Source organism: Akkermansia biwaensis (assembly GCF_026072915.1).
In the GTDB taxonomy this organism is placed as follows: Bacteria; Verrucomicrobiota; Verrucomicrobiia; order Verrucomicrobiales; family Akkermansiaceae; genus Akkermansia; species Akkermansia biwaensis.
Genome location: NZ_AP025943.1, coordinates 3,042,783 through 3,063,215, shown reverse-complemented (window position 1 = coordinate 3,063,215; position 20,433 = coordinate 3,042,783). Strand labels below are relative to the sequence as shown.

Here is a 20,433-nt window from a genome sequence, read left to right as displayed (position 1 = left end):
CCTGCCCATTTTATGGAAAAGCCGGAAAACTTCCGGCCTTGGGAAAGACACTGATTTTTCTTCCTATGCGGCTTGTTTTTGGTAAGTTGAAAGGAACATTTCCAAAGTGCGATGAACAGACATTTAATTTTTGCATTATGCGCCGCGGTGGGATTCAGCGTTTCCGGGGTTTCCCTGGCTCAGGACGTCCCGGCGGACAAGGAAGCCGCCGCCAAAGCGGCCAAGGCCGCCAAGGTGAAATTCCGCTGGGGAAAGAGCCTGAAGAGCGCCCAGAAGCAGTCGGAGGAAACGGGGCTTCCCATCGTTCTTCTCTTCACGGGAACGTCCTGGTGCGGTTACTGCGTCAAGCTGGAAAAGGAAGTCCTTTCCAAGAAGGAATTCAAGCAGGGCATGGATGGCGTAGCCATAGGCGTCAAATTCGAATTCAGCAGTTCGGATTTCAGCAAGTCGAAGGAAGCCAAGACGTACAAGATCACGGGCGTTCCGGCCATGGTCGTGGTGGATGCGGAAGGCAAGGAACTGGGGCGCACGGGTTATGTTCCCGGACGCACTCCTGTCCAGTACGTTGAATTTTTCAAGAAATACGCCCCCAAAACCGCAGAGGCCAAATAGAACTGGTATTCTGACCGAGACATTTCAGGCAGGAGCGACGGCAGAATACCGTCGCTCCTGCTGTTTGTTATAAAGGGAAGAATCTTTTACCGGAATCTTTCCCGTGACAAAAAAACAAAGGATGTCACGGAAAAGTTATGACAGAACCACATTGAATGAAGCTGCCTTACCTTCGGTCTTACTTGCATGCCTGAATTTACAAATGCATTTAGCGGATTGAAGGAAGACCGTATGCTCACTCACAACGAACTGGTGCGCTCCATCCGGTTCATGATCGCGGCGGAATATGAATCCATTCAGCTTTATACCCAGCTTGCGGAATCCACGGACAACAAACTGGCGCAGGAAGTCCTTTTGGACATCACCAATGAAGAAAAGGAACACGCCGGAGAATTTCTCCGTCTCCTCCAGGTACTGGCCCCGGATGAACAGGGGGCCTACGATGAAGGGATGGGTGAAACCAATGAAAAAATTGAGAAATGGAAAGGATCCTGCCAAGACGGCCAGTGTGCCGCCGGCAAGGACGCCCATTGACGGGGACGCCCCGCCGTTTATGGTTGCAACGCCCGGTTTTTCCCACAGGGAGGCCGGGCGTTTGAATATAACGTTTTCTGCCTGGACTGCCTGCCGTATATGAAAGACGGTGCAGGGGAATGAGACGGCGCAGGCTGCCGGGGCGTCCAATGAATTCGGCGGTTTGATTCCTCCTGATAGGAGAAAGGTCCGGAGATGCGGAATTACCCGCGCCCTGTCAAGTTCCCGTGAATGCAAAGGCCGGGAAACCGGGACGCACGGGTGAATACCAATGCCTGTCTGCTCTTCCGTAATTTGGAAATATGTTTTACAAAAGAATGCCGAAAGGGAAGAAACTCTCATTAGACCAGTTTTCGTGGAGAAAGTTCAAAGAATGTCGCGAAAAAATTATGACAAAACCATATTGAATGAAAGAGTGGCGTATTAAGTCATACCCAATATGCCTGAATTTACAAATGCATTTAGCGGATTGAAGGAAGACCGTATGCTCACTCACAACGAACTGGTGCGCGCCATCCGGTTCATGATCGCGGCAGAATATGAAGCTATTCAGCTTTATACCCAGCTTGCGGAATCCACGGACAACAAACTGGCGCAGGAAGTCCTTTTGGACATCACCAATGAAGAAAAGGAACACGCCGGCGAATTTCTCCGTCTCCTCCAGGTACTGGCCCCGGATGAACAGGGCTTCTACGACGAAGGGATGGGCGAAACCAATGAAAAAATTGAAAAACTGAAAGGTTCCTGCAAGAGCGGCCAGTGCTCCTCCGGCAAGGACGCCCATTGACGAGAATTTCTCTTCGTTCATGGTTGAAACGCCCGGTTTTCCTCAGGAAGGCCGGGCGTTTTAATGGGCCGGAGTGCCGGCTTCCAGATCCGCCGCCAGGCGCGCGCAAAAAGCGATGCAGCGTTCACACGGGCGGGATGCGTAATAGGCCGCCGTCCTGTCGCCAGGACGCGCCGTTTCCCCCGCCAGTTGTTCCGGGGTCAGGCCCAGCAGTTCCCGGCAGTACAGCGTGCCGAATTCTTTCTTGAAGTCTGCGGCCAGGGACTGCACCAGGGAAAAGATTTTTTCCTTTTCCCCGGTATCCGGGGAGGTGTTGCCGTGCAGACTGCCGGCTACCATGCTCAACCCGCAGAACGCGCCGCAGACTTCCCGCATGCGGCCGATGCCCGCCCCCAGCGGGGAGGAGAGCCTGAGAGCCGTCTCTTCCGACAGTCCGCAGACATCCGCAAAGGCCGTGAACACGGACTGGGAACAATTGTAGCCCTGGTGAAAGTAGTCCAGCGCGCGGGCTGCGCGGTATTCCCCGGGAATGGTCATGGGCGGCTGTTTATTCGTCTGTTTCCGGAGAAGCGCTTTCCGTCCCTTCCTCCGCCTTCTTCTTGTCCGTCAGCCGCAGCATGATGATGTAGCAGACGGCCAGGACGAGCACGGCCAAAATGAGGGGCAGGCTTTCGCTTTTCACGGTGCGGATCAATTCTTCAGGGGACTTGAGCAGTTCCGGATGCCGTTCGCCGATCCGGTGGCCGTACCAGGCGAGCACGGCGCACCAGGCGAAGGCGCCGAGCGTGGTGACCAGGGAAAACACGCCGAATCCCATGCGGACGATGCCCGCCGGGATGGAGATCAGGTGGCGGATGACGGGGAGAAGGCGCGCAAAAAAGACCCCGGACACTTCATAACGCTGCAGGAAAAGTTCCGCCTTCTCCACCTTGTGGGGCGGCATGAAAAAGAATTTGCCCCAGCGCATGATGACCGGGCGGCCTACAACTCTGGCCACCACGTAGGTAATGGCGGACCCCAGCCAGGAGCCGAAGGTCCCGGCAAGGACGACGCCCCAGAAGCTCATGGGGGCGTCCGGCTGGGCGGAAAGAATGGCCGCGGGGGGAATGACCACCTCGCTGGGCACGGGAAAAATGGAGCTTTCCATGGCCATGAGAATGATGACGCCCGCATATCCCCAGTCCTGGACCCAGGACATCCAAAGTGTGATCAACTCATGCATACCGCGCGTATATTGCATTAAAATCCTTGAAAGAAAAGTCTTTTATTGCCTCGCTGGAGGAGAGCGGATAAAATCCGCAGGCGTACGGCGCGCGTCGTTCCAGAGTATTATGAATCTTTACATTATAGCGGGTGAGAAGAGCGGGGATATTCACGGGGCCTTGTTGCTGAAAAACCTGCTGCGCCTCATGCCCGGACTGGAGGTCCGGGGGCTGGGCGGCGGCGGCATGCATGCGCTGTGCCCGGAGGTGGAAGACTGGGCGGATGAAGCGGCGGTGATCGGCTTTGTGGAGGTGGCCAAAAAATACGGCTGGTTCAGGAAGCGCTTCCTGGCGCTGCTGGAGCAGATCCGCCGTGACCAGCCGGATTGCCTGGTCCTGATTGACTATCCGGGATTCAACCTGCGCATGGCGGAGAAAGTCCGCAAATACTGCCCCCATACCAAAATCGTTTACTTCATTTCTCCGCAGGTCTGGGCCTGGCACCGCGGACGCATTCCCAAAATGGTTCGCACGCTGGACCTGATGATGTGCATTTTCCCCTTTGAAGCCCCCCTGTTCCGGGAGGCCGGATTGAAATCGGAATTCGTGGGGCATCCCCTGGTGGACGAAATCGCCGCCATCCGGAAGGAAGGCGTGCGGGAACCGTCCCTGGTCGGCCTCTTTCCCGGCAGCCGGAACCGGGAGATAGACAGGCATTTCCCCGTATTCGCGGAAGTTGTCCGCCGCCTCTCCCGTACGCGGCCGGACCTGAAATTTGAGACCGCCGCCTCCAATGAGGCCCTGGCGGAAAGAATGCGCGGCATGGCGCGGAAGGCCGGAATGTCTCCGGATATCTTCAACATCACCGTAGGGCGTTACCATGAACTCATGGACCGCGCCGCGGTGGGCGTGGTGGCCTCCGGCACCGCCACGATGGAAGCCGCCCTCCACCGCCTCCCGTACATGCTCGTGTACAAGGTCCCGCTGCTCACGTACTGGATGGCCCGCATGCTCATTAAAATCCGCTTCATCGGCATGGTGAACATTCTGGCGGAAAAGCCCGTGGTGAAGGAACTGATTCAGTTTGATTTCACCCCGGACAAGGTCATTGAAGAAATTGAGCGGCTGCTCGTTCCGGAAAACAGGGATGCGCTGCTGGCGGAAATGAAGCGGGCCTCGGACAGGCTGGGGCAGGGCGGAGCCGCGGAACATGCGGCGCAGGCCGTCTGCCGCCTGCTGAGCGAATAACGAATAGGAGCCTTCATTCATCCGGTCCTGCCTGTGCCGTGGCGGAGACTGCCGCAGAGTGGCATTTCCCCGCGGACCCTTGCCAAAACCGTGTATTTTCTCTAAAATCACGGCACGTTTTTTAGCTCTTATGGCCGGGAAAAAGGAAAGGGATGTCAAAACCAATGCCATGCGGCTGCTGGACGCGCTTCATGTTCCGTACAGGCATTATGCGTATGAATGTACGGAATTTGTGGACGCCCGGCACACGGCGGCGGCCCTGGGACTGCCGCCGGAAAGGATGTACAAGACTCTGGTGACGGAGGGGGCTCCCCGCCAATACTACGTATTCGTCATTCCCATTGATTCGGAACTCTCCCTGAAAAAGGCCGCCCGGGCCGTGGGAGTCAAATCCCTGTCCATGATTCCGGTGAAGGATATTACCGCGGTGACGGGTTATGTCCGCGGCGGCTGTACGGCCCTGGGCATGAAGAAAAAATATCCCACCGTGATTGACTCCGGCGCGGAAGCCCTGCCGGAAATCGTGGTGAGCGGGGGGCGCCTGGGATGCCAGATCGAACTTGCCCCCGCGGATTTGCTCCAGGCGGCGGATGCTTCCTTTGCGGATGTAGCGGAACCGGGCGGCCTCCCGTGAGGGTCCTGTTCAGGAAATGCGGGTATTCCCGGTAAAAAGCTTCCCTGTTAATCGGCCTTGTCCTTCAGGAGCTTCATGGATTGGCACTGCCGGATTCCTTCCCCGGACCACGCGTATCCAACCGCTATGAGGCTGATTTTCCCGTCTCTGGCTTCACAGGTAAAAATGATGCACCAGTCATCCGGAAGGAGAGTCGTACTTTCGGGAGCGGAAGACAAGCCTTCGGCATCCAGCAGGATGTCTGTTCCCTTGACGTTCAGCATCAGGGGCAGGATGCTTCTATGGGCAAACACCACTATTTGATCGCCGTTTCTGATCCCCTTTAAATTTCCTTTCCCTCTGACAAGGGCCGTTCTGACGACATACTTGCCATGATAAAAACATCCGACCGGGTTCAGGAATTTCTGCAGCAGCGTATTGTCCCTTTCAACGGAAATGATGCCTTCCACGGGTATTCCGTGCTGATTGTGCATGCCAACGGCCCATGGCTCTTTTCCGTGCAGATCCGGAGAAAAAACAAAAAACAGGATAAGCATGGCTCCGGGAAGGAGCCATATGCTGATTTTTAGCAAGGTATTCTTTACTCTCTTTGGCATCCCGATTCGCTTCGTATTTCTGCGGATGAAAAATTCTTAAATGGATATCCTTATCTGCATCATGCATTAAGTTATCTTCTAACATTTTTAACGTTTGGTTTCCAGATTTTTTATCCCCGGCGGTTGACTGCTGATGCGTACGGATCATGCTGCCATGCTGGACATTTTGGCGGAGAGCGGCCCGCCCTGCGTCATTTCCGCCATTCCGGAAAAGCCCGCTTTCCCCGGTAAAAAGCTTTCCCGGCAGACTGTTTTTTTGTATTCCTGCCGGAGCCAGTCCTTCCGGTTCCATGAGCGGCCATCTCCTTTTCCATACATGCCGGCCCCCGATGAATGGGGGGCTTTCCTTCCGTTTCCCGTCGTCGTTCCCTGCGCTGGAATGCTTCTCTTTCCGTGCGGAAAAATCAATGAATACTGTCAGGTGATGAGAAGAAAAGACAGGGAAGTCCGCCGGAGGGAAGACCTGCTGGCCATGATCTCGCAGTGCAAGGTGTGCCGCCTTGGCCTGTGGGACGGGGAGGAAGTGTATGTCGTCCCCCTGAATTTCGGGTATGAGGAACGGGACGGAGCCCTGCACCTGTTTTTCCACTGCGCCAGGGAGGGACGGAAGCTGGACATTCTGCGGAATAACCCGAAAGCCGCTTTTGAAATGGACGGGAATCATCTGCTGGTGGAGGGGAATACGCCCTGCCAGTACGGCTATTCCTATTGCAGCGTCATGGGGCGTGGAATGGTGGAAATTCTTGAAAAAGACGCGGAAAAGATTCATGCCCTGAACCGCATCATGCTGCACCAGACCGGACGGGAAGCGGCCTTGACGCCGTCCATGGCGCGCACCGTCTGCGTCCTGCGCCTGAAAGCGGAATCCGTCAGCGGAAAACTCCGTGCGCGGCCGGATGTTCCCCCCGGTCCCGTCGATCGTTGATATTCCTGGTGATTTATGAATGACGACGTTTCACCCTTGTTCATCCGCTGGAGCCTGGTCCACTGGGCGGCGCTCGGGGCGGTGGCTCTGGCCGCCGCAATCCTGCTGTGGGGCGGCCGCCGTCTCCGGATGGAAAAGCGGATACTGGTGGGCAAGGTGCTGGGGGCCGTCTTTCTGCTGACTTTCCTGGCGGAAACGTTCGGGCGCATCGTCCGGGAACACTGGGAGCCCTGGCAGGACAGGCTTCCCCTGCATTTTTGCAGCCTGATGACGCTGGTGTGCTTCATTGCCCTGTGGTACCGCAGGCCCTGGGCATGCGCCGCGGCGTACTTCGGCGTGCTGACGGCCAGCATCCAGGGGCTGATCACCCCCATGCTGTATGAAGGTTTTCCTTCCGCCGCCTTCTTCGCTTTCTTCATAGGGCACGGCCTTCTGTTTATTTCCGCCCTGTATCTGCCGCTGGTGCTGGAATGGCGCGCCCGCCCGTGGGACGACGTGAAAACCCTGCTCCTGTGCGACGCCTACCTTCTCCTGATTATTCCCGTCAATATCTGGCTGGGAACGAATTACGGATTTACCCGGTACGCCCCGGAGGGAAGCGTTCTGGAATACTTCGGTCCCGCGCCCTGGTATCTGCTGACGCTCCAAATCCCGGCCCTGGTCGTGCTGAGGCTGCTGTATCTGACCGTGCGCCCCCGGAAAAAGAAGAGGGAAGAAGAAACGGCGTCCGTTGAAAAACTCCCTGGGCAATAGGGTGAATTTCCTTGCGCTGTGGGATGCGCGTGTTAATCAGGGATGAAGAGTGGAGAGGTTCCGGTCCATGTCTTTCAAAATCCTCTCCCTATATTTGTAATCATTAAATAATGAATGAACCATGAAAATTTTCCCCGCAACTGCCCTGATTCCGTTCCTGTGGTTGGTGCCGGACACGGAGACACGGTCCTCAGATGACGCCCCGGCGCGTGAAAAGGCGGCATCCCCGGAAAAAGGGGAGGTCGTTCCGTGGCGGCGCTGCACCGTATATGCATCCCCCGGCTCCAGGGTGAAGGAGGAAGCCTCCCTGTTCCGCATCCGGGTACTGCGCTCTCCGGAGGGCACGGCTTGCGTTCTGAATGGGGACCGTCCGTTTGAAGTGTTTCCCAAGGACGGAACGCGTCTGGTATTTGAGGAAATGAAAGAGCTTCCCTTGCTCGGAAACGTCCGTGAAATCCTGGATTTGGAACGCCGTGACGACAGCGGGAACATGATGCGGCCCTTCAGTGAATATAAAAAAACTACCGGGTACTTTGACTACTCCCGCACCGTTCCGCGTGAATATCATACCTTCTTCTTCGGAGACGGGGGAGACGTCTTCCTGCTGGAAAAATCACAGGACGCCAGTGCTCCCTCCCTGAAAATAAATCATCATTTCAGAAAACTGCATATCCGTAAATGCAGTCTGGACGCCCGCAAGGGAAAAATCCCGGTGTTTTACTACCGCGGAATCTCCGGGGAGGACCCCCATTCTGGTCAGCGATTTCCTGGGCCTTGTTTCTCTTGAGGACGGAACGCTCACGGAATTGGGGTCTTATGAAGACATGGGACTCTCAAGCATCAAATGGCTGAATGATCATGAATTGTTTATCTGCATGAAAACGAGGAAATCCTCCACATGGGCCGTCTATGACATTCGGCGGAAACGGGAGGCGGCACGGGGATCCACCGCTCTTGACAGCAGTGACGAGTCGTCCGAACGGTTTCTCGGCGACTACATCTTCAGAAAAGGAGCCGTCTATGGCCTGCAATGGAACGGGCGCGTGAAGCGCCTGTATCCGTCCCCGTAATGTCCGTTGCCTCCGGCGGCACGGTCCCATGAAATGACCGGGAACATTCCTGAAGCGGACTGTCTCCCGTGTGCTTTTTCCGCAGGAACCCGTTTTTCAGCTCAGGGACTGGAGGGCCTCCTTCGTGAACTGGCGGATTTCCTTTTCCCGTGAATGGTGGATTTTCTGCGCCCACTCCGCATCCGCCAGCAGGGCGCGCCCCACGGCGATGAGGTCGAACTCGCCTGCCTGCATCCGTTCCACAAGGGGCTCGATGCTGGCCGTTTCCGCCTCCGGGCCTCCGTCGAAAACATTCGTGAATTCCCGGTTAAGCCCCACGGAGCCGACGGAAATGGCCGGCTTGCCCGTAAGCTTCTTGGTCCAGCCCGCCAGATTCAGGCGGGAGCCTTCGAACTCCGGTTCCCAGAACCGGCGCGTGGAGCAGTCGAAAATATCCACGCCCGCTTCCGTCAGGGGCGTCAGGAAATCTTCCAGTTCCACGGGCGTACGCGCCAGCTTGGCGTCGTAATGCCCGGTTTTCCACTGGGAAAAGCGGAAAATAATGGGGAACTGGCTGCCTACCGCCTTGCGGACGGCATGAATGATGCGGCTGGCAAAGCGGGTGCGCCCCACCAGGTCTCCCCCGTACTCGTCCGTTCTCCTGTTGGTTTCCTTCCAGAAAAACTGGTCGATCAGGTAGCCGTGGGCCCCGTGAATCTCCACCCCGTCGAATCCCAGCCTTTTGGCGTCCGCGGCCGCACGGGCAAACGCGTCGATCACCTCTTCTATCTTGGCGGCGCTCATGGGGTCCGTCGTCTGCCGGAGCGTATTCACGTCAATGCCGGAAGGCCCGATGGGCGGAAGTTCCGGGTTGGGAAGGTTCTCTCCCTTGAACGGCCGCGCCATGCCCACGTGCCAGAGCTGGGGGGCTATCTTGCAATCCGTCGTGTGGACGGCTTCCAGCACTTTTTTCCAGCCCCGGAGCGGCGCGCCGCCGAAAAAATTGGGATAGTTGGAGGAAGGGGAGGCGCTCGGCTCGTCAATAAACGTGCCTTCCGTGATGATGAGGCCCACTTCATGTTTGGCCCGGCGCTGGTAGTAGGCGGCCACCTCGTCCGTGGGCGCGCCGCCGGGGGAAAATCCCCGGGTCATGGCCGGCAGGACGATGCGCGTGGGGGTGTCAAGCTTGCGTGAATGGAAGGGCTGGAACAGGATTTCCATGTCCCTGATCTTGAGTTCATCCTGTGTATTCATGAAATGGAGGCTGTAATGGATGGGCCGGACTGCGGAGTGCGCCGGACATGTACAGGAATGAGACAACTCCCGGCGCGCTCCTGTTCATCCCCGTTCCGGGCATGGGGAAATTCCCGCGTACGCTGCCGCCCCTCCTTTATTCCTGAGAAAGCGCCAGGAAATTGCGCATCATGAGGCTGCCGGACGGAGTCAGGATGGATTCCGGGTGAAACTGGATGCCGTATAGGGGGCGGGTCCGGTGCCGGATGGCCTGGATATGGCCCCGGCCGTCCTCCGCCGTGACAATCAGCTCATCCGGCCAGGATTCCCGTGACAGGCGCCAGGAATGATACAGGCCCGCGGGGAACTCCTCCGGGAGCCCGGCAAAAAGGGGAGACGGGCCGCAGCGGCGTATCTGCGCCCGCGCACCGTGGAGCGGGCTTGGGAGTTGTTCCAGAGCGGCTCCGAAATGGACGCCCAGGATTTGATGCCCCAGGCAGACCCCCAGCACCGGAATATCCGGCGGCAGGCGGCGCAGCAGGCGGAAGGTAGCCCGGTGGCAGGAATCGTGCACCACGCCCGGACCGGGGGAGAGGATGACCTTTTCCCCCTTCCGCACCGCGTGTTCCAGGCCGGGAGAATCATGGGGGACCACGCGCGGAACGGCCATGCCCGTGGCCGCGGCCAGTTCCGCGAGGTTCCAGGTAAAGGAATCCCGGTGATCGATGATCCAGACGTTCGGTTGACTCATGGCGCGCACATGATAAAGTAAATCCCGCCAATGTACACACGGGAAGAAACCATCCGCCGCATGAATGGCCTGGGCCGGGCCGGCGCTCCGTTTTTCTTCGTGATTTCCCATGATTTGGAGCACAACCTGCTCTTTGAAAGGAAAGATGGGGGGCAGGGGCGCTCCGCGGCCTTTTCCCTGCCGCTGGGGGAACGCGGCGGATTGCGGGACTGTCCCCCTCTCCCGGAGCAAATCCGTTTTGATCCTGTTCCCTGTCCCCTGTCCCGGTATGCCGCCGCCTTCTCTTCCGTGCGCGCCCATCTGCTGCGCGGGGATTCTTATCTGCTCAACCTGTGCGTGGCCACTCCGGTAAAGACTAATTTGACGCTTCCCCACCTGTTCCGCTTCGCGCGGGCCCCGTACAGGATGCTGCTGGGACCGGATGCCTCCGTTTCCGGAGTGCATGGCCGCGCCTGCGCCTGCTTTTCCCCGGAACCGTTCGTGAGGGTGCGGGGGCGGGAAATCGCCACGTTTCCCATGAAGGGAACGGCTGATGCCGCCACTCCGGAAGCCCGGCGCTGGCTGGAGGAAGATGAAAAGGAAAACCGGGAATCCGCCACCATTGTGGACTTGATGCGGAACGACCTCTCCATGGTGGCCTCCCGGGTGCGGGTGAAGCGCTACCGCTACATCAGCCCCGTGGAAACGCGCGGAGGGACGATTCTGCAATGCAGCTCCGAGATTTGCGGCGCCTTGCCTGAAAACTGGCCTTCCCGCCTGGGGGAGATCATGATGGCATTGCTCCCCGCCGGAAGCGTGACGGGCGCGCCGAAGGAAGCCACCTGCCGCGCCATTGCGGAGGCGGAAGACATGGAGCGCGGATTTTATACGGGGATATTCGGCTTTTTCAACGGAAGGGACCTGGACTCCGCCGTAGCTATCCGCTTCATGGAGGAGGACGGGGCGAACCTTGTCTATAAAAGCGGAGGGGGAATCACCGTGATGAGTCGGATGGAAGAGGAATACCGGGAAGCAATTGCCAAAGTCTATGTGCCGTTTGATCTTTGAAACCGTGAAGTGGGCGGATGGCGCGCCCCGCCTGCTCCCCTGGCATCAGGAAAGGGTGGGGAAGGCGATGGAGCTGTACGGCGCGGCGGATGCGCCCGTGCCGGATCTGGCGGCCGTGCTGGCTTTCTGTCCGGGCCCCGGCAGCGGCATCTATAAATGCCACATTACCTACGACACGCAGGGACGGGTGAAAGCCCCCGTATTTGCACCCTACCGCCCCCGCAGGGTGAAAAAACTGGTGTGCGTGGAAGTTCCGCACCTGGATTACTCCTGCAAGTGGGAGGACAGGACGGCCCTGGAGGCCGTGGGCGCGGGATTGGGCGGGGATGAGGAAGCCCTCATTCTCCGGAACGGGCTGGTGACGGATACCCGCTACAGCAACGTCGTATTCGGGGACGGCTGCCGCTGGGTGGCTCCGGAGACCTTCCTGCTGCCGGGCACCAAGCGGGCGTTCCTGCTGGAACGGGGAAGGATGGAATGCCGCCCCCTGAAAGCGGAGGACGTGAAAAAGTTCCGCTTCTGTTCCCTGGTCAACGCCATGCTGGACCCCGGCGATGTGGTGGTGCGTACGGAAGACATTCTTCTTCCCTGAGCGATCCTTGTTATTGTGGAAAAGCGCCGTTTCCGGCCGGAAGACGGACGGCGTGGAGCCGTCCCGTGTGAAAGCCATCGTGATGGAAGCCGTGAAGTACTGGGATATGGAGGACCTGACAGGAAAATTTCCGGCGCTTGTCACACGGCTTCCAAGGTTGGGACGCCTATGCCTGTTATGCCATGAAAGGATAGGAAGACGTGCCGGATGAAGAAGACGTCCAGCAGCGTGAAAATTGCGGAAAGACGGCGTTCTCCGGATAAAAAACGGCTGCCCCGGAATAACAGGACAGCCGTTTGAACAGGGATTGCTTTTATTTTGCCGTTAAATGGCGCCGCAGTAATGGGCGCAGCACCACATGGCGCGGGGATGGTGGAAGAAGGACTTCCAGAGACTGCCCTTGAGGGTGTTCGCCCTGGAGCCGTCCTTGTTCAGGTAGCCGAACCAGTCGCCGTGCTGCACGTCCTGGAAATGGGAGAAAGCCCAGTTGTGCACCATGTTGTGCCGGATGGCGTAACGTTCCTCCCCGGTAAGCTTGTAGGCGAGGGTCATGGCGATGAGCGCCTCGTCGTGAGGCCACCAGAACTTCATGTTGTGCCAGTATTCCTGAACGGGCTTGCCGTACACGTCCGTATAGTAGAGCAGGCCGCCGTTTTCCTGGTCCCAGCCGCGTTCGAAGGCCCAGTCGATCATGTCGCAGCCCACCTTGATCAATTCCGGGTCATTGCCGCGGCAGCGGGCTTCCTCCAGAACGAACCAGCCACCCTCGATGGTATGGCCGGGGTTCAATGTGCGTTCGTCGAAGTGGTCAATGATGGAGCCGTCCGTTCCCACCACTTCCATCACGGCCTGGATGTCCGGCTTCATGAACAGGGTGCGCAGGTCGCGGATGCAGCGGTCGATCCACCCGGTGTAGAATCCTTCCTCGTCGCCCAGGTATTTGCGCATTTCCTGGGCGGTGGCCAGCGTAATCATGCGCGTTCCCAGCCCGGTTGTGGGGCGGTTCCCGGTGAACTTGGGCACCATTTTGCCGGGCGTGAAGCACATGTCCGTGAAAATGTCGAACCAGTGGCGGGCCGCTTTGGCGGATTCCTCGCTGTCCACGGCTTTCGCATGGGCCGCAAAGGCGATGGCGGCAAAGGATTCGCTGTACGCATAGCGGCGCTTGCGGATGGGAGTGCCGTCCGCCGCCACATGGAAGTACATGCGGCCGTCGGAAGGGTCCACGCATTTGGCGGTCAGGAAGGTCAGGGCGCTTTCCGCCCACTTGAGCCAGTCCGGATTTTTCTCCACGCTGTTGTACATGGTCAACAGCATCCAGGCCATGCGGCCCTGAGCCCAGACGGACTTGTCCGTGTCTACCAGGGCGCCGTCCGCGTCAAAGCAGTGGTAGAGGCCGCCGTTCTTCTCGTCGCAGGCGCGGGGGAACCAGAAGGGAAGCACGTCTTCCAGAAGCTGGCGGCGGTAGAATGCGCCCAGTACGGGCATGTCAAGCGTTGCAGCCATAGGAAAAGGCGGTTCAGTTCATGGCCCACTGGAAGAAGCCGATGGCTTCCAGCTCGGAGCGGAGTTCCTTGAGCTGGTCCGCGGTCGGGTTGCCCTGCGGCAGCCGCGCCGGGCCCAGGTCCACGCCCAGCCAGCCCATCAGGGCCTTGGCGCATCCCATGTAGCCCTTGGAGGCCAGGATGTTGATCATCTGCACGGACTTCCACTGGCAATCCTTCGCCGTTTCCACGTCTCCCTCTTCAAAGGCCTTGATCAGGCTCTGGTACAGGGCCGGGGCAAAATTGAAGGAACTGCCTACCGCGCCCTTGGCGCCGACGGACAGAGCCCCCGTGAACCATTCGTCCACGCCCCACGGAATATCCACGTTTTTGTCGTAATTCAGGGTGGTCTGGTACAGGGCCAGGTCCGGATTGGTGAATTTGATGCCCGCAAAATTGGGAATCTGCTCCTTGGCCAGCTTGATGAAATCAACCGGATTGAAGCGTACGCCCGTCAGCACGGGAATATCATAGTAGTAATAAGGCAGATCCGGAGCGCCGGAAGCGGCAAAGGCGCAACATTCCACCAGGCGCTGGACCGTGGCGGGCTTGTAATAGGATGGGGCCAGGGAACTGGTGGCTACAAATCCGCATTCCTGGGCGAAAGCGGCCAATTCCCTGGCATCCCAGACGCTGTTGGACCCGGTATGGGCGATCACCTGAACGCCATGCCTGGCGGAGGCTTCCTTCCATGCGGAGTAAATTTCCTTGCGTTCCTCAAGTTGCATGGAGGAAGACTCACCGGTGCTGCCGGTAATGAAAGCGAGCTTGATGCCCTGGGAGGCAAGCAGTTTGGCCTGGGCGTCTACCCTGGAGGCATTCAGAGAACCGTCCGCCTTGAACGGTGTATGTGCGGCGGCTACCAGGCCGTGGAGTTTCAGTGACGTGTTCATTGTAGTATGAAAATGGTTCAGGCGGATGATGCCAGAGCATGTTTATGATGACAATCGCGGAGTTTACAGACCACAAAAAAGACCACATGAAAAAACGGACGTTCCCCGGAAGGAAACGCCCGTTTGAAAAAAACATGCCTTTAACGGTTAGCGGACAGCCTGTTGCTTGATGACGCCGAACATGGCCTTTGCCAGGGATTTGGCGTGCGTCAGCAGCAGATCGCCGTCATAACACCAGATCATCACGCCGCCCAGCTTCTGGGTTTTTACGTACTGGCATTTTTTCTTGATCGTGGTGATGCCGTTGAAGTAGTGTTCCTGGCCGTCAATGGTGCAGGTATCCGTTCCGGGAGCTATGTTGGGATAGAGCTGGATGACGGTGGAATAGCCTTTCTGGGCGTCCCAGTTGCGGTTGGAGCGCGTTTCATTCGTGTAAAACGGCAGCCCCATCACGATTTTGCAGTCCGGCACGTTTTTATTCCGCATGGTGTTCACGTCCGTCACCATATCCGGATAGGTGGAATGCTGGCCGCCACGGTCATAGCTCATGACGTTGACGAAGTCCAGCAGGTCCATCATTTCCGAGGTGGGCGCCAGGTAGTACGGATTGATGGCGGAACTCAGGGACATGCCGTTGGCGCCCATGGCGGAACGGACTTCCCCCAGGAACAGGGAAAAATGATACCATTGGGTGTCGTTGTCGGGGTACTCCCAGTCGATGTCGATGCCGTCGAAACCCTTTTCCTCCGCAAAGGAAACCAGTTGACGGGCGAATTTGACCCGTTTTTCCGGATCGGCCGTGATGGCCGTCATGCCCGCGTCGCAGTGGGCCACGCCCAGAATGATCTTGCTGCCCGCATTGCCGCGCAGGTTCTTGAGCTTGTCCAGTCCGTTCAGGAACTGTTCGTTGTTCTGTCCGGTCAGGTTCCCGTCGGTATCACAGCCCACGTTGAAGTAAATAAGGTCCGTGAAGGATTTGAAATGCTGGGCGTTCAACTGGTCGCGGTTCCACTGCATCAGGTTGGTGTGGCGATAGTAGGGAACCACCCGGAACTGATAGGGGTAAACCTGGGCGCAGCCTTCCGGAGAGGGATTGGAAATGGCGATGTTGGAGTCCTCCAGCAGGGCGATTCCTGTGCAGGCGGCGTCCACCTTGTTCAGGCCGCGCGCCCTGGGGATAAGGTCCACGCACAGCCAGAAATAGTTGTCTCCGGGGGAGAGGGGATAGCCCCCCTCAAACTGGAGGGTTTTCGCGCCCTTGGAAATGGTGTTGAGGATGGGGATGGCGCGGCGGTTGGCCTGGTCCGAATTCGGGGAAAAGTACGGAGTGGCTGCGGACGCGAATATCTGCGCCTTGGCAATGTCGGCAACGGAGGTGGTTCCCGCCATGGAAAAGGTCATGCCTTTCAATATCTGGCTGGTTTCTGGGGCGGTCACTTTGATTTTCATGATGGCCTGGTTGACGCCCCCCGCATACAGGACGGAGTGTGTCTGCTCACAGGAGGCCGTGGCTGACGCCGCACAAAGAGGGGACGCGCCGCAAACGCCCAGGGCCAGGGCGCACAATGTCGGTTTGATGATGCTGTTCATGGTTGAAGGAAGTAAATGTTTTTAATGGAAACGCCTTCTTCTGGCAAGCATGCCGCCGGCCGCCACAAGAAGCAAGACGGAAGTTGAGGGTTCCGGGACGCTGAGCCCGGAGGAAATCCAGTCCAGGTGCAGGGCGTGGTTTTCATCCCAGCGCAGTTCCCAGCGTCCCAGTTCCAGAGAGGGGTCATAGCCTTCCAGCCCCAGGTCGCCTGTCGTGACCGTGGAGGAACTGGAAAGGCCGGAAAGAGCTCCCGAAAATTCACCGTCCGTCCGCGTGACGCCGTCCGCATCCATGACCAGCCAGGACCGGTCGGCCTGCCACGGACTGGAGGTGTAATCCACGGCACTGTCGTCAAGGGCCAGGCTGCCGCCCAGCGTCAGCGTATCCGCATGCAGGACCAGGCCTACCTGGACACCCTGTGAAAGGTCGATCGTGATGCCGCTGGACATGTCAATGGCGGCGGCGGTGATGGAAAAGCTGCCCGTCCCCGTTCCGATGATGGAAACGTCGTTGCCCAGGGTCAGCGTGTCCGCGTTCAGACTGCCGGTTCCCGTGACGGAAAAACGCGTGCCGTCCGCAAAACTCACATCCGCCGCGTTCAAGGCGGATTGTTCGCCTATGTGCAGCGTTCCACCGCTGACCGTGAAGGAAGTGCGCGTATCTTCCGCGCTCCAGTCGGAGGACCGGTAGCCGTAGGAAGCCCCGTTGCTGACGGAAAATGTGCCTCCGTATACCGTGGTATTGGCCTTGATGGCGGACTGGCTCTCCGCTCCGGACATGGAAACATCGCCTTCGGCCCCCGCCTCTTCATTGACGTGGACTTCCACAACGGCATCTTCCAGGGAACTGAGGCCGTCTTCAAAAAGAATCCTGTGCCCGGCCCCGGCGTTGAGGGAGGCCGTAGCTCCGTCATTAAAATGAATGGCGTTGCGCACGCTTCCTCCCTGCGCGGTATTGCCGCGGAAAATAATGTCCGCATGGTCAGCCACCAGGGTGAGGGCGCCGCCGTTTTGCAGGTTGACGGCTCCGCCGTCGCCGTCCGCGCTGTTGTTCTCAAACAGGACCGTATCCGTGTTTCCGGCAATGGTGACGTTGTAGGCATCCAGGGCTCCCCCGTCATAGCCGGCGGTATTGCCGGAAAAGGTGACCTTTCCGGAATCGGAAACGGTGATGTCGTTATAGGCGGAAATGGCCCCTCCGTAAGTGGAGGCATGGTTACCGGAGAAGATAATATTGTCCACGCCGGAGAAGGAAATGCTGCCGGCCGCGTAGATGCCGCCGCCTCCGTCCCCGGCCCGGTTGTCCGTCACGGTGAAGGAGGCGGCCGTGTCCACCGTCATGTCCATGCCGGTCCAGATCGCGCCTCCGGCGCCCGTCTCCGCGTTGTTGGAAGTGAAGGAAACGTTGCCGACGCCGGACCATTCCACGGTCTCAAAATCGTTGTTGATGGCGCCTCCGTTTTCTCCCGCCGTATTGCCGGAGAAGGAAATGTCTTCCGCAATGTTGGAAAATGCCAGGCTGCCCGTGGTGCCTCCCGCATGGATGGCGCCTCCGTGCGCCATGGCGGTATTGCCCGCAAAGCTGATGGCGCCCGTATTGGTGAACAGAGCTCCTCCGGAAGCGTAAATGGCCCCTCCGGATGCGGCGGAATCTCCCCGGACGCTGTTGCCGCTGAACGTGAGGGCTCCCGTACCGCTGAACGTAACCGTGTCATTGGCCGCAATGGCGCCGGCTCCGTAAAGGGCGTCCGTATCGGTCATGTCCGCCGCATTGTTGGAAAAAGTCAGGTCTCCTGTGTCCTGGAAGGTGACGTTTTCCGAAAGGATGACGGCCCATTTGGCTCCGTAGTTGTCAATGTTGATGTCATGGCCTCCCGTGAAGGAAATGCTTTGAAGGGTGTTGTTGTTTCCCCTGCCTCCTATCCAGCAGTTGACGGCGGCTCCCAGTGCGCCCAGATTCTGGTTCGTGGTCAGCGTAAAGACGGTATCCGTGTCCGTGACCACGCTCCCGGCCCAGGACTTGGCTCCCAATTCCAGCTCCGTGCGGGTCATGATGTTGAGCGTGCCCTTGTTGTTCTCCGTATTCAGGAGAATGCCCCCTTCATGCCAGTTGACCAGGCTGGCGTAGGAACTGCCCCCCATGTCCAGCGTGGCTCCGGAAACTACCTCAATGGTATTGTTCAGCGTGTGCCCGTTCATGGAAAGCAGGGCTCCGGAGGCGATGTTCACGCCGCCCAGGCCGGAGCCCGTGCCGAAGGCGTTGTCCACGTCAAGCGTCAGTTTGCCTGCATCCACCCGTACCACGCGGCCGGAGGAAATCGTATTGGCCCGTTTGATAACCAGTTCCCCGCTGCCGGATTTAATCAGGCTCAACCCGGAAAAATTGGAGGTGGTCGGGGCCCCGTATTCGTTGGCCGTGTTCTTGTTGGCGAACTTCTGGTCGAAATTGAACACGGAATTTTCCCCGACGTCCAATTGCAGGGCGCTTCCCGCGCCGGATTCGCAGACGATGGAATCAAAATTCTGCCCGTTGGAGGAACTCCAGGTAAATGTCTGGTTGGCTCCCAGTTCAATTACGGCGGTGGTGCCCCAGCCGGCAATATAAATGCCCCGGCTGCCCGTGCCTCCGGACTCATACCCCTGGGAAATAATGACGCGGCTGGTGGTGCCGGAGGAGAATTTAAGAGCGTAAAAATTATTCTGCAAACATCCCAGTGAAGCGGAATTGTACCCGAACTGGTTCAGTTTGAGCGTGCCGCCGTTCAAGGTAATGGTTGGCTGCTCCCAGTTGGAGGCGTAGTTGGCGGCATGGAACAGGCGTCCTCCGCTGGCATCCAGCACCGCGCCGGAGGCAATGTTGATCTGGCCCCCCCCCGTAATATCCCGTGTACCTGTAAATACAAGGGTTCCTGCATTGATGTTCCAGGTTCCGTTCGCCGTATGCGTTCCGGATAAGGTAACCGTTCCGTTTCCCGTTTTGGTGAGCGTGGAGGAACCGCTCAGGCTGGTATCCCGGACAGTCCACCTGTCTTCCTGATTGGCGGAATTCAGGGTCAGCGCCGTTCCGGAGAGGGTGGCGGAACCTCCGTTGCTGCCGGAAGCGTTTCCAGCCAGAGTCAGGGAACCTCCGTTCAGCGTGACGGCTGCTCCCTCGTAAAGAAGTCCGGCGGCACTGATGCCGCTGCCTACGATAAGTGTGGAGCCGGTCTGGAACAGGGCGGAGCTGCCGTTGATCCAGTCTGCGGAGCTACCGTCCAGTAGCCATGCCCCGGAGTCCGTCCAGGAGGAGTTGCCGCCGTTCCATGTTAAGTCGGCGGCACGGGCAAGGGGAAGCTGAAGGCTGCCGGCAAAGATTCCGACAGAAGTGAGATAAAGAAGGGAGGTAATTTTCATGGAAAATTTGTAATGAGGATATTGTCAGATGAAAAAAGCGGGAAAACAAGGCACGCCTGTTTTCCCGTCAAAAAATAATTGTCATGTGGAGCCGGCTTCAGGCTCTGTGGCGGCGGCAGCTCAGGACAGCCAATCCCAGCATGCCTAAGGCGGCCGTTGCGGGTTCCGGCACGGGGAGGGCCGGATTGGCGGCCAGGGCCGCGATTTCATCGTGGTTCAAGACGCCGGAATACAACTGGAGGTCATCCGTGGTGGTATCGGCCGCGGAAGCCAGTTTCAGCTATTGAACATCCCCCGTGAAATTGACGCCGGAAGCGCTGATTCTACGCTGGCCATCCAGATAAATGTTCAGTTCTCCAGCCTGGAAGGTGATGACGAGATTGGAGAAGGAATCCTTGGAGATGGTGAGGTTTTTCCAGTTGCCCACATTTCCGCCGCAATAGGCGGCCCATTCTCCGGCGCTGGAAGTGTCTCCGGAGTCCTTTTGAAGATACATGGTTTGCCCGCTTCCGGAAGTGAAGGTCAGCAGCCCTTTCCAAAGAGCGGTGGATTGGGACTGGCCGGGAGAGAAATCCTTGACGGCAATGGAAAGGCTGAATCCGTCCTCTGTATTCAGGCCCAGGCCGTTGTCGGCGGATCCCAGCGTGAGCTGGCCGCCGTTCGAGCGGCTGTCGTAGCCTTTTCCTTCATAGCCGTCCGCATAATTGATCCAGCCGCCGCCGCTGAACGCGGCGGTTCCTGCCGTTTCTCCCGCCAGATTATTGTCGTTCAGGGAAGACAGGCTGCCGTTGAGCTTGTTGAAATCGTAATAATATTTAAGAGTGGCGGCCTGTACGCCCAGCCCGGAATAAAGCAGGGCGGCTGCAATAAATAAGGATTTTTTCATTCTTAATTAAGATTGTTAAAATCTGAACAAAAAGATATTCGGATTTATAATCCGTGATAAAACAACGCCGCCATGCAAAGATGCCTTTGGCAGAGAACATAAGGATCATAGGAATGACAGGGGAATTTTGCCGCTCCCTGTTATTCCTGTCATCCTTATAGATA

At 58.1% G+C, this 20,433-nt stretch carries 23 protein-coding genes; 12 read left to right on the top strand and 11 right to left on the bottom strand.

The genetic code is table 11. The features are described 5' to 3' along the window. Positions 1–111 precede the first annotated feature (111 nt). The 3 genes from OQH67_RS12600 (at position 112) to OQH67_RS12590 (ending at position 1,933) form a co-directional block, all read left to right on the top strand. Positions 112–612: a thioredoxin family protein gene (locus OQH67_RS12600; RefSeq protein WP_215435098.1), complete on the top strand. Its 501-nt coding sequence runs from the start codon at positions 112–114 to the stop codon at positions 610–612. Positions 613–798: 186 nt separating this feature from the next. Further along, complete coding sequence (locus OQH67_RS12595; RefSeq protein ID WP_215435099.1) at positions 799–1,146, top strand: ferritin family protein; 348 nt, start codon at positions 799–801, stop codon at positions 1,144–1,146. 439 nt (positions 1,147–1,585) lie between these two features. Further along, positions 1,586–1,933, top strand: coding sequence for an encapsulin nanocompartment ferritin-likeEncB family encapsulin nanocompartment ferritin-like cargo protein cargo protein (locus OQH67_RS12590; protein ID WP_130082608.1), 348 nt, complete (start codon positions 1,586–1,588; stop codon positions 1,931–1,933). 60 nt (positions 1,934–1,993) lie between these two features. On the opposite strand, the gene OQH67_RS12585 is transcribed toward OQH67_RS12590, so the two are convergent. Together OQH67_RS12585 and OQH67_RS12580 are read right to left on the bottom strand one after the other, a co-directional pair. Continuing rightward, entirely contained in the window at positions 1,994–2,470 is a 477-nt protein-coding gene (locus tag OQH67_RS12585; protein WP_215435100.1) for a C-GCAxxG-C-C family protein, read from the bottom strand. A gap of 10 nt (positions 2,471–2,480) precedes the next feature. Then, the gene (locus tag OQH67_RS12580) at positions 2,481–3,131 is read right to left on the bottom strand and encodes a DedA family protein (RefSeq protein WP_067573190.1); all 651 of its coding nucleotides are present in this window, start codon (positions 3,129–3,131) and stop codon (positions 2,481–2,483) included. Positions 3,132–3,264: 133 nt separating this feature from the next. On the opposite strand from OQH67_RS12580, the gene lpxB reads away from it, so the two are divergent. After that, a complete protein-coding gene (gene lpxB, locus OQH67_RS12575) occupies positions 3,265–4,383 on the top strand; it encodes a lipid-A-disaccharide synthase (protein ID WP_215435101.1) in 1,119 nt (372 codons plus the stop codon). Positions 4,384–4,513: 130 nt separating this feature from the next. After that, complete coding sequence (gene ybaK / locus OQH67_RS12570; protein ID WP_215435102.1) at positions 4,514–5,017, top strand: Cys-tRNA(Pro) deacylase; 504 nt, start codon at positions 4,514–4,516, stop codon at positions 5,015–5,017. A 47-nt stretch (positions 5,018–5,064) separates the two neighbouring features. Here the strand turns inward: ybaK and OQH67_RS12565 are convergent, their stop codons facing one another. Then, positions 5,065–5,490, bottom strand: a complete 426-nt coding sequence (locus OQH67_RS12565) for a hypothetical protein (RefSeq protein ID WP_215435103.1) — start codon at positions 5,488–5,490, stop codon at positions 5,065–5,067. Continuing rightward, positions 5,444–5,905 carry a hypothetical protein gene (locus tag OQH67_RS12560; RefSeq protein ID WP_215435104.1) on the bottom strand — a complete coding sequence of 154 codons (462 nt, stop codon included), beginning with the start codon at positions 5,903–5,905 and terminating at the stop codon, positions 5,444–5,446. Before OQH67_RS12560 ends, OQH67_RS12565 begins: the two co-directional genes overlap by 47 nt. 132 nt (positions 5,906–6,037) lie before the next feature. On the opposite strand from OQH67_RS12560, the gene OQH67_RS12555 reads away from it, so the two are divergent. The 4 genes from OQH67_RS12555 to OQH67_RS12540 all read left to right on the top strand — a co-directional run bounded on the left by OQH67_RS12555 (position 6,038) and on the right by OQH67_RS12540 (position 8,361). Next, positions 6,038–6,538 (top strand): pyridoxamine 5'-phosphate oxidase family protein, encoded by a 501-nt coding sequence (locus OQH67_RS12555; RefSeq protein ID WP_251828174.1) that lies wholly within the window; start codon positions 6,038–6,040, stop codon positions 6,536–6,538. Between the two features lie 15 nt (positions 6,539–6,553). Continuing rightward, positions 6,554–7,291 carry a YwaF family protein gene (locus OQH67_RS12550; RefSeq protein ID WP_215435106.1) on the top strand — a complete coding sequence of 246 codons (738 nt, stop codon included), beginning with the start codon at positions 6,554–6,556 and terminating at the stop codon, positions 7,289–7,291. 121 nt (positions 7,292–7,412) lie between these two features. Beyond that, entirely contained in the window at positions 7,413–8,078 is a 666-nt protein-coding gene (locus OQH67_RS12545; protein WP_215435107.1) for a hypothetical protein, read from the top strand. Between the two features lie 37 nt (positions 8,079–8,115). Then, entirely contained in the window at positions 8,116–8,361 is a 246-nt protein-coding gene (locus tag OQH67_RS12540; RefSeq protein ID WP_215458874.1) for a hypothetical protein, read from the top strand. A gap of 96 nt (positions 8,362–8,457) precedes the next feature. On the opposite strand, the gene OQH67_RS12535 is transcribed toward OQH67_RS12540, so the two are convergent. After that, positions 8,458–9,594, bottom strand: a complete 1,137-nt coding sequence (locus OQH67_RS12535) for an NADH:flavin oxidoreductase (protein ID WP_251828168.1) — start codon at positions 9,592–9,594, stop codon at positions 8,458–8,460. A 136-nt stretch (positions 9,595–9,730) separates the two neighbouring features. Next, positions 9,731–10,324, bottom strand: a complete 594-nt coding sequence (locus OQH67_RS12530; protein WP_215435109.1) for an anthranilate synthase component II — start codon at positions 10,322–10,324, stop codon at positions 9,731–9,733. A 30-nt stretch (positions 10,325–10,354) separates the two neighbouring features. Between OQH67_RS12530 and OQH67_RS12525 the strand changes: the two genes are divergently transcribed. Beyond that, on the top strand, positions 10,355–11,371 hold the full coding sequence (locus OQH67_RS12525; RefSeq protein WP_215435110.1) for an aminodeoxychorismate synthase component I: 1,017 nt from the start codon (positions 10,355–10,357) through the stop codon (positions 11,369–11,371). Next, entirely contained in the window at positions 11,361–11,963 is a 603-nt protein-coding gene (locus tag OQH67_RS12520) for an aminotransferase class IV (RefSeq protein WP_215435111.1), read from the top strand. The genes OQH67_RS12525 and OQH67_RS12520 overlap by 11 nt, the downstream gene beginning before the upstream one ends. Before the next feature lie 324 nt (positions 11,964–12,287). Here OQH67_RS12520 and OQH67_RS12515 read toward each other — a convergent pair whose 3' ends face one another. The 4 genes from OQH67_RS12515 to OQH67_RS12500 form a co-directional block, all read right to left on the bottom strand. Further along, positions 12,288–13,469 carry an AGE family epimerase/isomerase gene (locus tag OQH67_RS12515; RefSeq protein ID WP_215435112.1) on the bottom strand — a complete coding sequence of 394 codons (1,182 nt, stop codon included), beginning with the start codon at positions 13,467–13,469 and terminating at the stop codon, positions 12,288–12,290. Between the two features lie 13 nt (positions 13,470–13,482). Further along, on the bottom strand, positions 13,483–14,400 hold the full coding sequence (locus OQH67_RS12510) for a dihydrodipicolinate synthase family protein (RefSeq protein ID WP_215435113.1): 918 nt from the start codon (positions 14,398–14,400) through the stop codon (positions 13,483–13,485). 147 nt (positions 14,401–14,547) lie between these two features. Then, positions 14,548–15,990: a glycosyl hydrolase family 18 protein gene (locus OQH67_RS12505; protein ID WP_215435114.1), complete on the bottom strand. Its 1,443-nt coding sequence runs from the start codon at positions 15,988–15,990 to the stop codon at positions 14,548–14,550. A gap of 21 nt (positions 15,991–16,011) precedes the next feature. Further along, on the bottom strand, positions 16,012–19,383 hold the full coding sequence (locus OQH67_RS12500) for a PEP-CTERM sorting domain-containing protein (RefSeq protein ID WP_215435115.1): 3,372 nt from the start codon (positions 19,381–19,383) through the stop codon (positions 16,012–16,014). An 83-nt stretch (positions 19,384–19,466) separates the two neighbouring features. Between OQH67_RS12500 and OQH67_RS12495 the strand changes: the two genes are divergently transcribed. Then, positions 19,467–19,670 carry a hypothetical protein gene (locus tag OQH67_RS12495; protein WP_251828167.1) on the top strand — a complete coding sequence of 68 codons (204 nt, stop codon included), beginning with the start codon at positions 19,467–19,469 and terminating at the stop codon, positions 19,668–19,670. Here OQH67_RS12495 and OQH67_RS12490 read toward each other — a convergent pair. Continuing rightward, the gene (locus tag OQH67_RS12490; RefSeq protein WP_215435117.1) at positions 19,664–20,269 is read right to left on the bottom strand and encodes a hypothetical protein; all 606 of its coding nucleotides are present in this window, start codon (positions 20,267–20,269) and stop codon (positions 19,664–19,666) included. The genes OQH67_RS12495 and OQH67_RS12490 overlap by 7 nt on opposite strands. Positions 20,270–20,433 lie beyond the last annotated feature (164 nt).

What these genes read in the sequence shown, in the direction of transcription:
- OQH67_RS12530 (WP_215435109.1), bottom strand. Translation starts at nt 10,324, where the DNA reads ATGAGTCAACCGAACGTCTGGATCATCGATCACCGGGATTCCTTTACC.
- OQH67_RS12590 (WP_130082608.1), top strand. Translation starts at nt 1,586, where the DNA reads ATGCCTGAATTTACAAATGCATTTAGCGGATTGAAGGAAGACCGTATG.
- OQH67_RS12535 (WP_251828168.1), bottom strand. Translation starts at nt 9,594, where the DNA reads ATGAATACACAGGATGAACTCAAGATCAGGGACATGGAAATCCTGTTC.
- ybaK (WP_215435102.1), top strand. Translation starts at nt 4,514, where the DNA reads ATGGCCGGGAAAAAGGAAAGGGATGTCAAAACCAATGCCATGCGGCTG.
- OQH67_RS12490 (WP_215435117.1), bottom strand. Translation starts at nt 20,269, where the DNA reads ATGAAAAAATCCTTATTTATTGCAGCCGCCCTGCTTTATTCCGGGCTG.
- OQH67_RS12515 (WP_215435112.1), bottom strand. Translation starts at nt 13,469, where the DNA reads ATGGCTGCAACGCTTGACATGCCCGTACTGGGCGCATTCTACCGCCGC.
- OQH67_RS12510 (WP_215435113.1), bottom strand. Translation starts at nt 14,400, where the DNA reads ATGAACACGTCACTGAAACTCCACGGCCTGGTAGCCGCCGCACATACA.
- OQH67_RS12555 (WP_251828174.1), top strand. Translation starts at nt 6,038, where the DNA reads ATGAGAAGAAAAGACAGGGAAGTCCGCCGGAGGGAAGACCTGCTGGCC.
- lpxB (WP_215435101.1), top strand. Translation starts at nt 3,265, where the DNA reads ATGAATCTTTACATTATAGCGGGTGAGAAGAGCGGGGATATTCACGGG.
- OQH67_RS12500 (WP_215435115.1), bottom strand. Translation starts at nt 19,383, where the DNA reads ATGAAAATTACCTCCCTTCTTTATCTCACTTCTGTCGGAATCTTTGCC.
- OQH67_RS12580 (WP_067573190.1), bottom strand. Translation starts at nt 3,131, where the DNA reads ATGTCCTGGGTCCAGGACTGGGGATATGCGGGCGTCATCATTCTCATG.
- OQH67_RS12545 (WP_215435107.1), top strand. Translation starts at nt 7,413, where the DNA reads ATGAAAATTTTCCCCGCAACTGCCCTGATTCCGTTCCTGTGGTTGGTG.
- OQH67_RS12550 (WP_215435106.1), top strand. Translation starts at nt 6,554, where the DNA reads ATGAATGACGACGTTTCACCCTTGTTCATCCGCTGGAGCCTGGTCCAC.
- OQH67_RS12495 (WP_251828167.1), top strand. Translation starts at nt 19,467, where the DNA reads ATGTGGAGCCGGCTTCAGGCTCTGTGGCGGCGGCAGCTCAGGACAGCC.
- OQH67_RS12595 (WP_215435099.1), top strand. Translation starts at nt 799, where the DNA reads ATGCCTGAATTTACAAATGCATTTAGCGGATTGAAGGAAGACCGTATG.
- OQH67_RS12505 (WP_215435114.1), bottom strand. Translation starts at nt 15,990, where the DNA reads ATGAACAGCATCATCAAACCGACATTGTGCGCCCTGGCCCTGGGCGTT.
- OQH67_RS12585 (WP_215435100.1), bottom strand. Translation starts at nt 2,470, where the DNA reads ATGACCATTCCCGGGGAATACCGCGCAGCCCGCGCGCTGGACTACTTT.
- OQH67_RS12525 (WP_215435110.1), top strand. Translation starts at nt 10,355, where the DNA reads ATGTACACACGGGAAGAAACCATCCGCCGCATGAATGGCCTGGGCCGG.
- OQH67_RS12540 (WP_215458874.1), top strand. Translation starts at nt 8,116, where the DNA reads ATGGGACTCTCAAGCATCAAATGGCTGAATGATCATGAATTGTTTATC.
- OQH67_RS12600 (WP_215435098.1), top strand. Translation starts at nt 112, where the DNA reads ATGAACAGACATTTAATTTTTGCATTATGCGCCGCGGTGGGATTCAGC.
- OQH67_RS12565 (WP_215435103.1), bottom strand. Translation starts at nt 5,490, where the DNA reads ATGCACAATCAGCACGGAATACCCGTGGAAGGCATCATTTCCGTTGAA.
- OQH67_RS12560 (WP_215435104.1), bottom strand. Translation starts at nt 5,905, where the DNA reads ATGGAACCGGAAGGACTGGCTCCGGCAGGAATACAAAAAAACAGTCTG.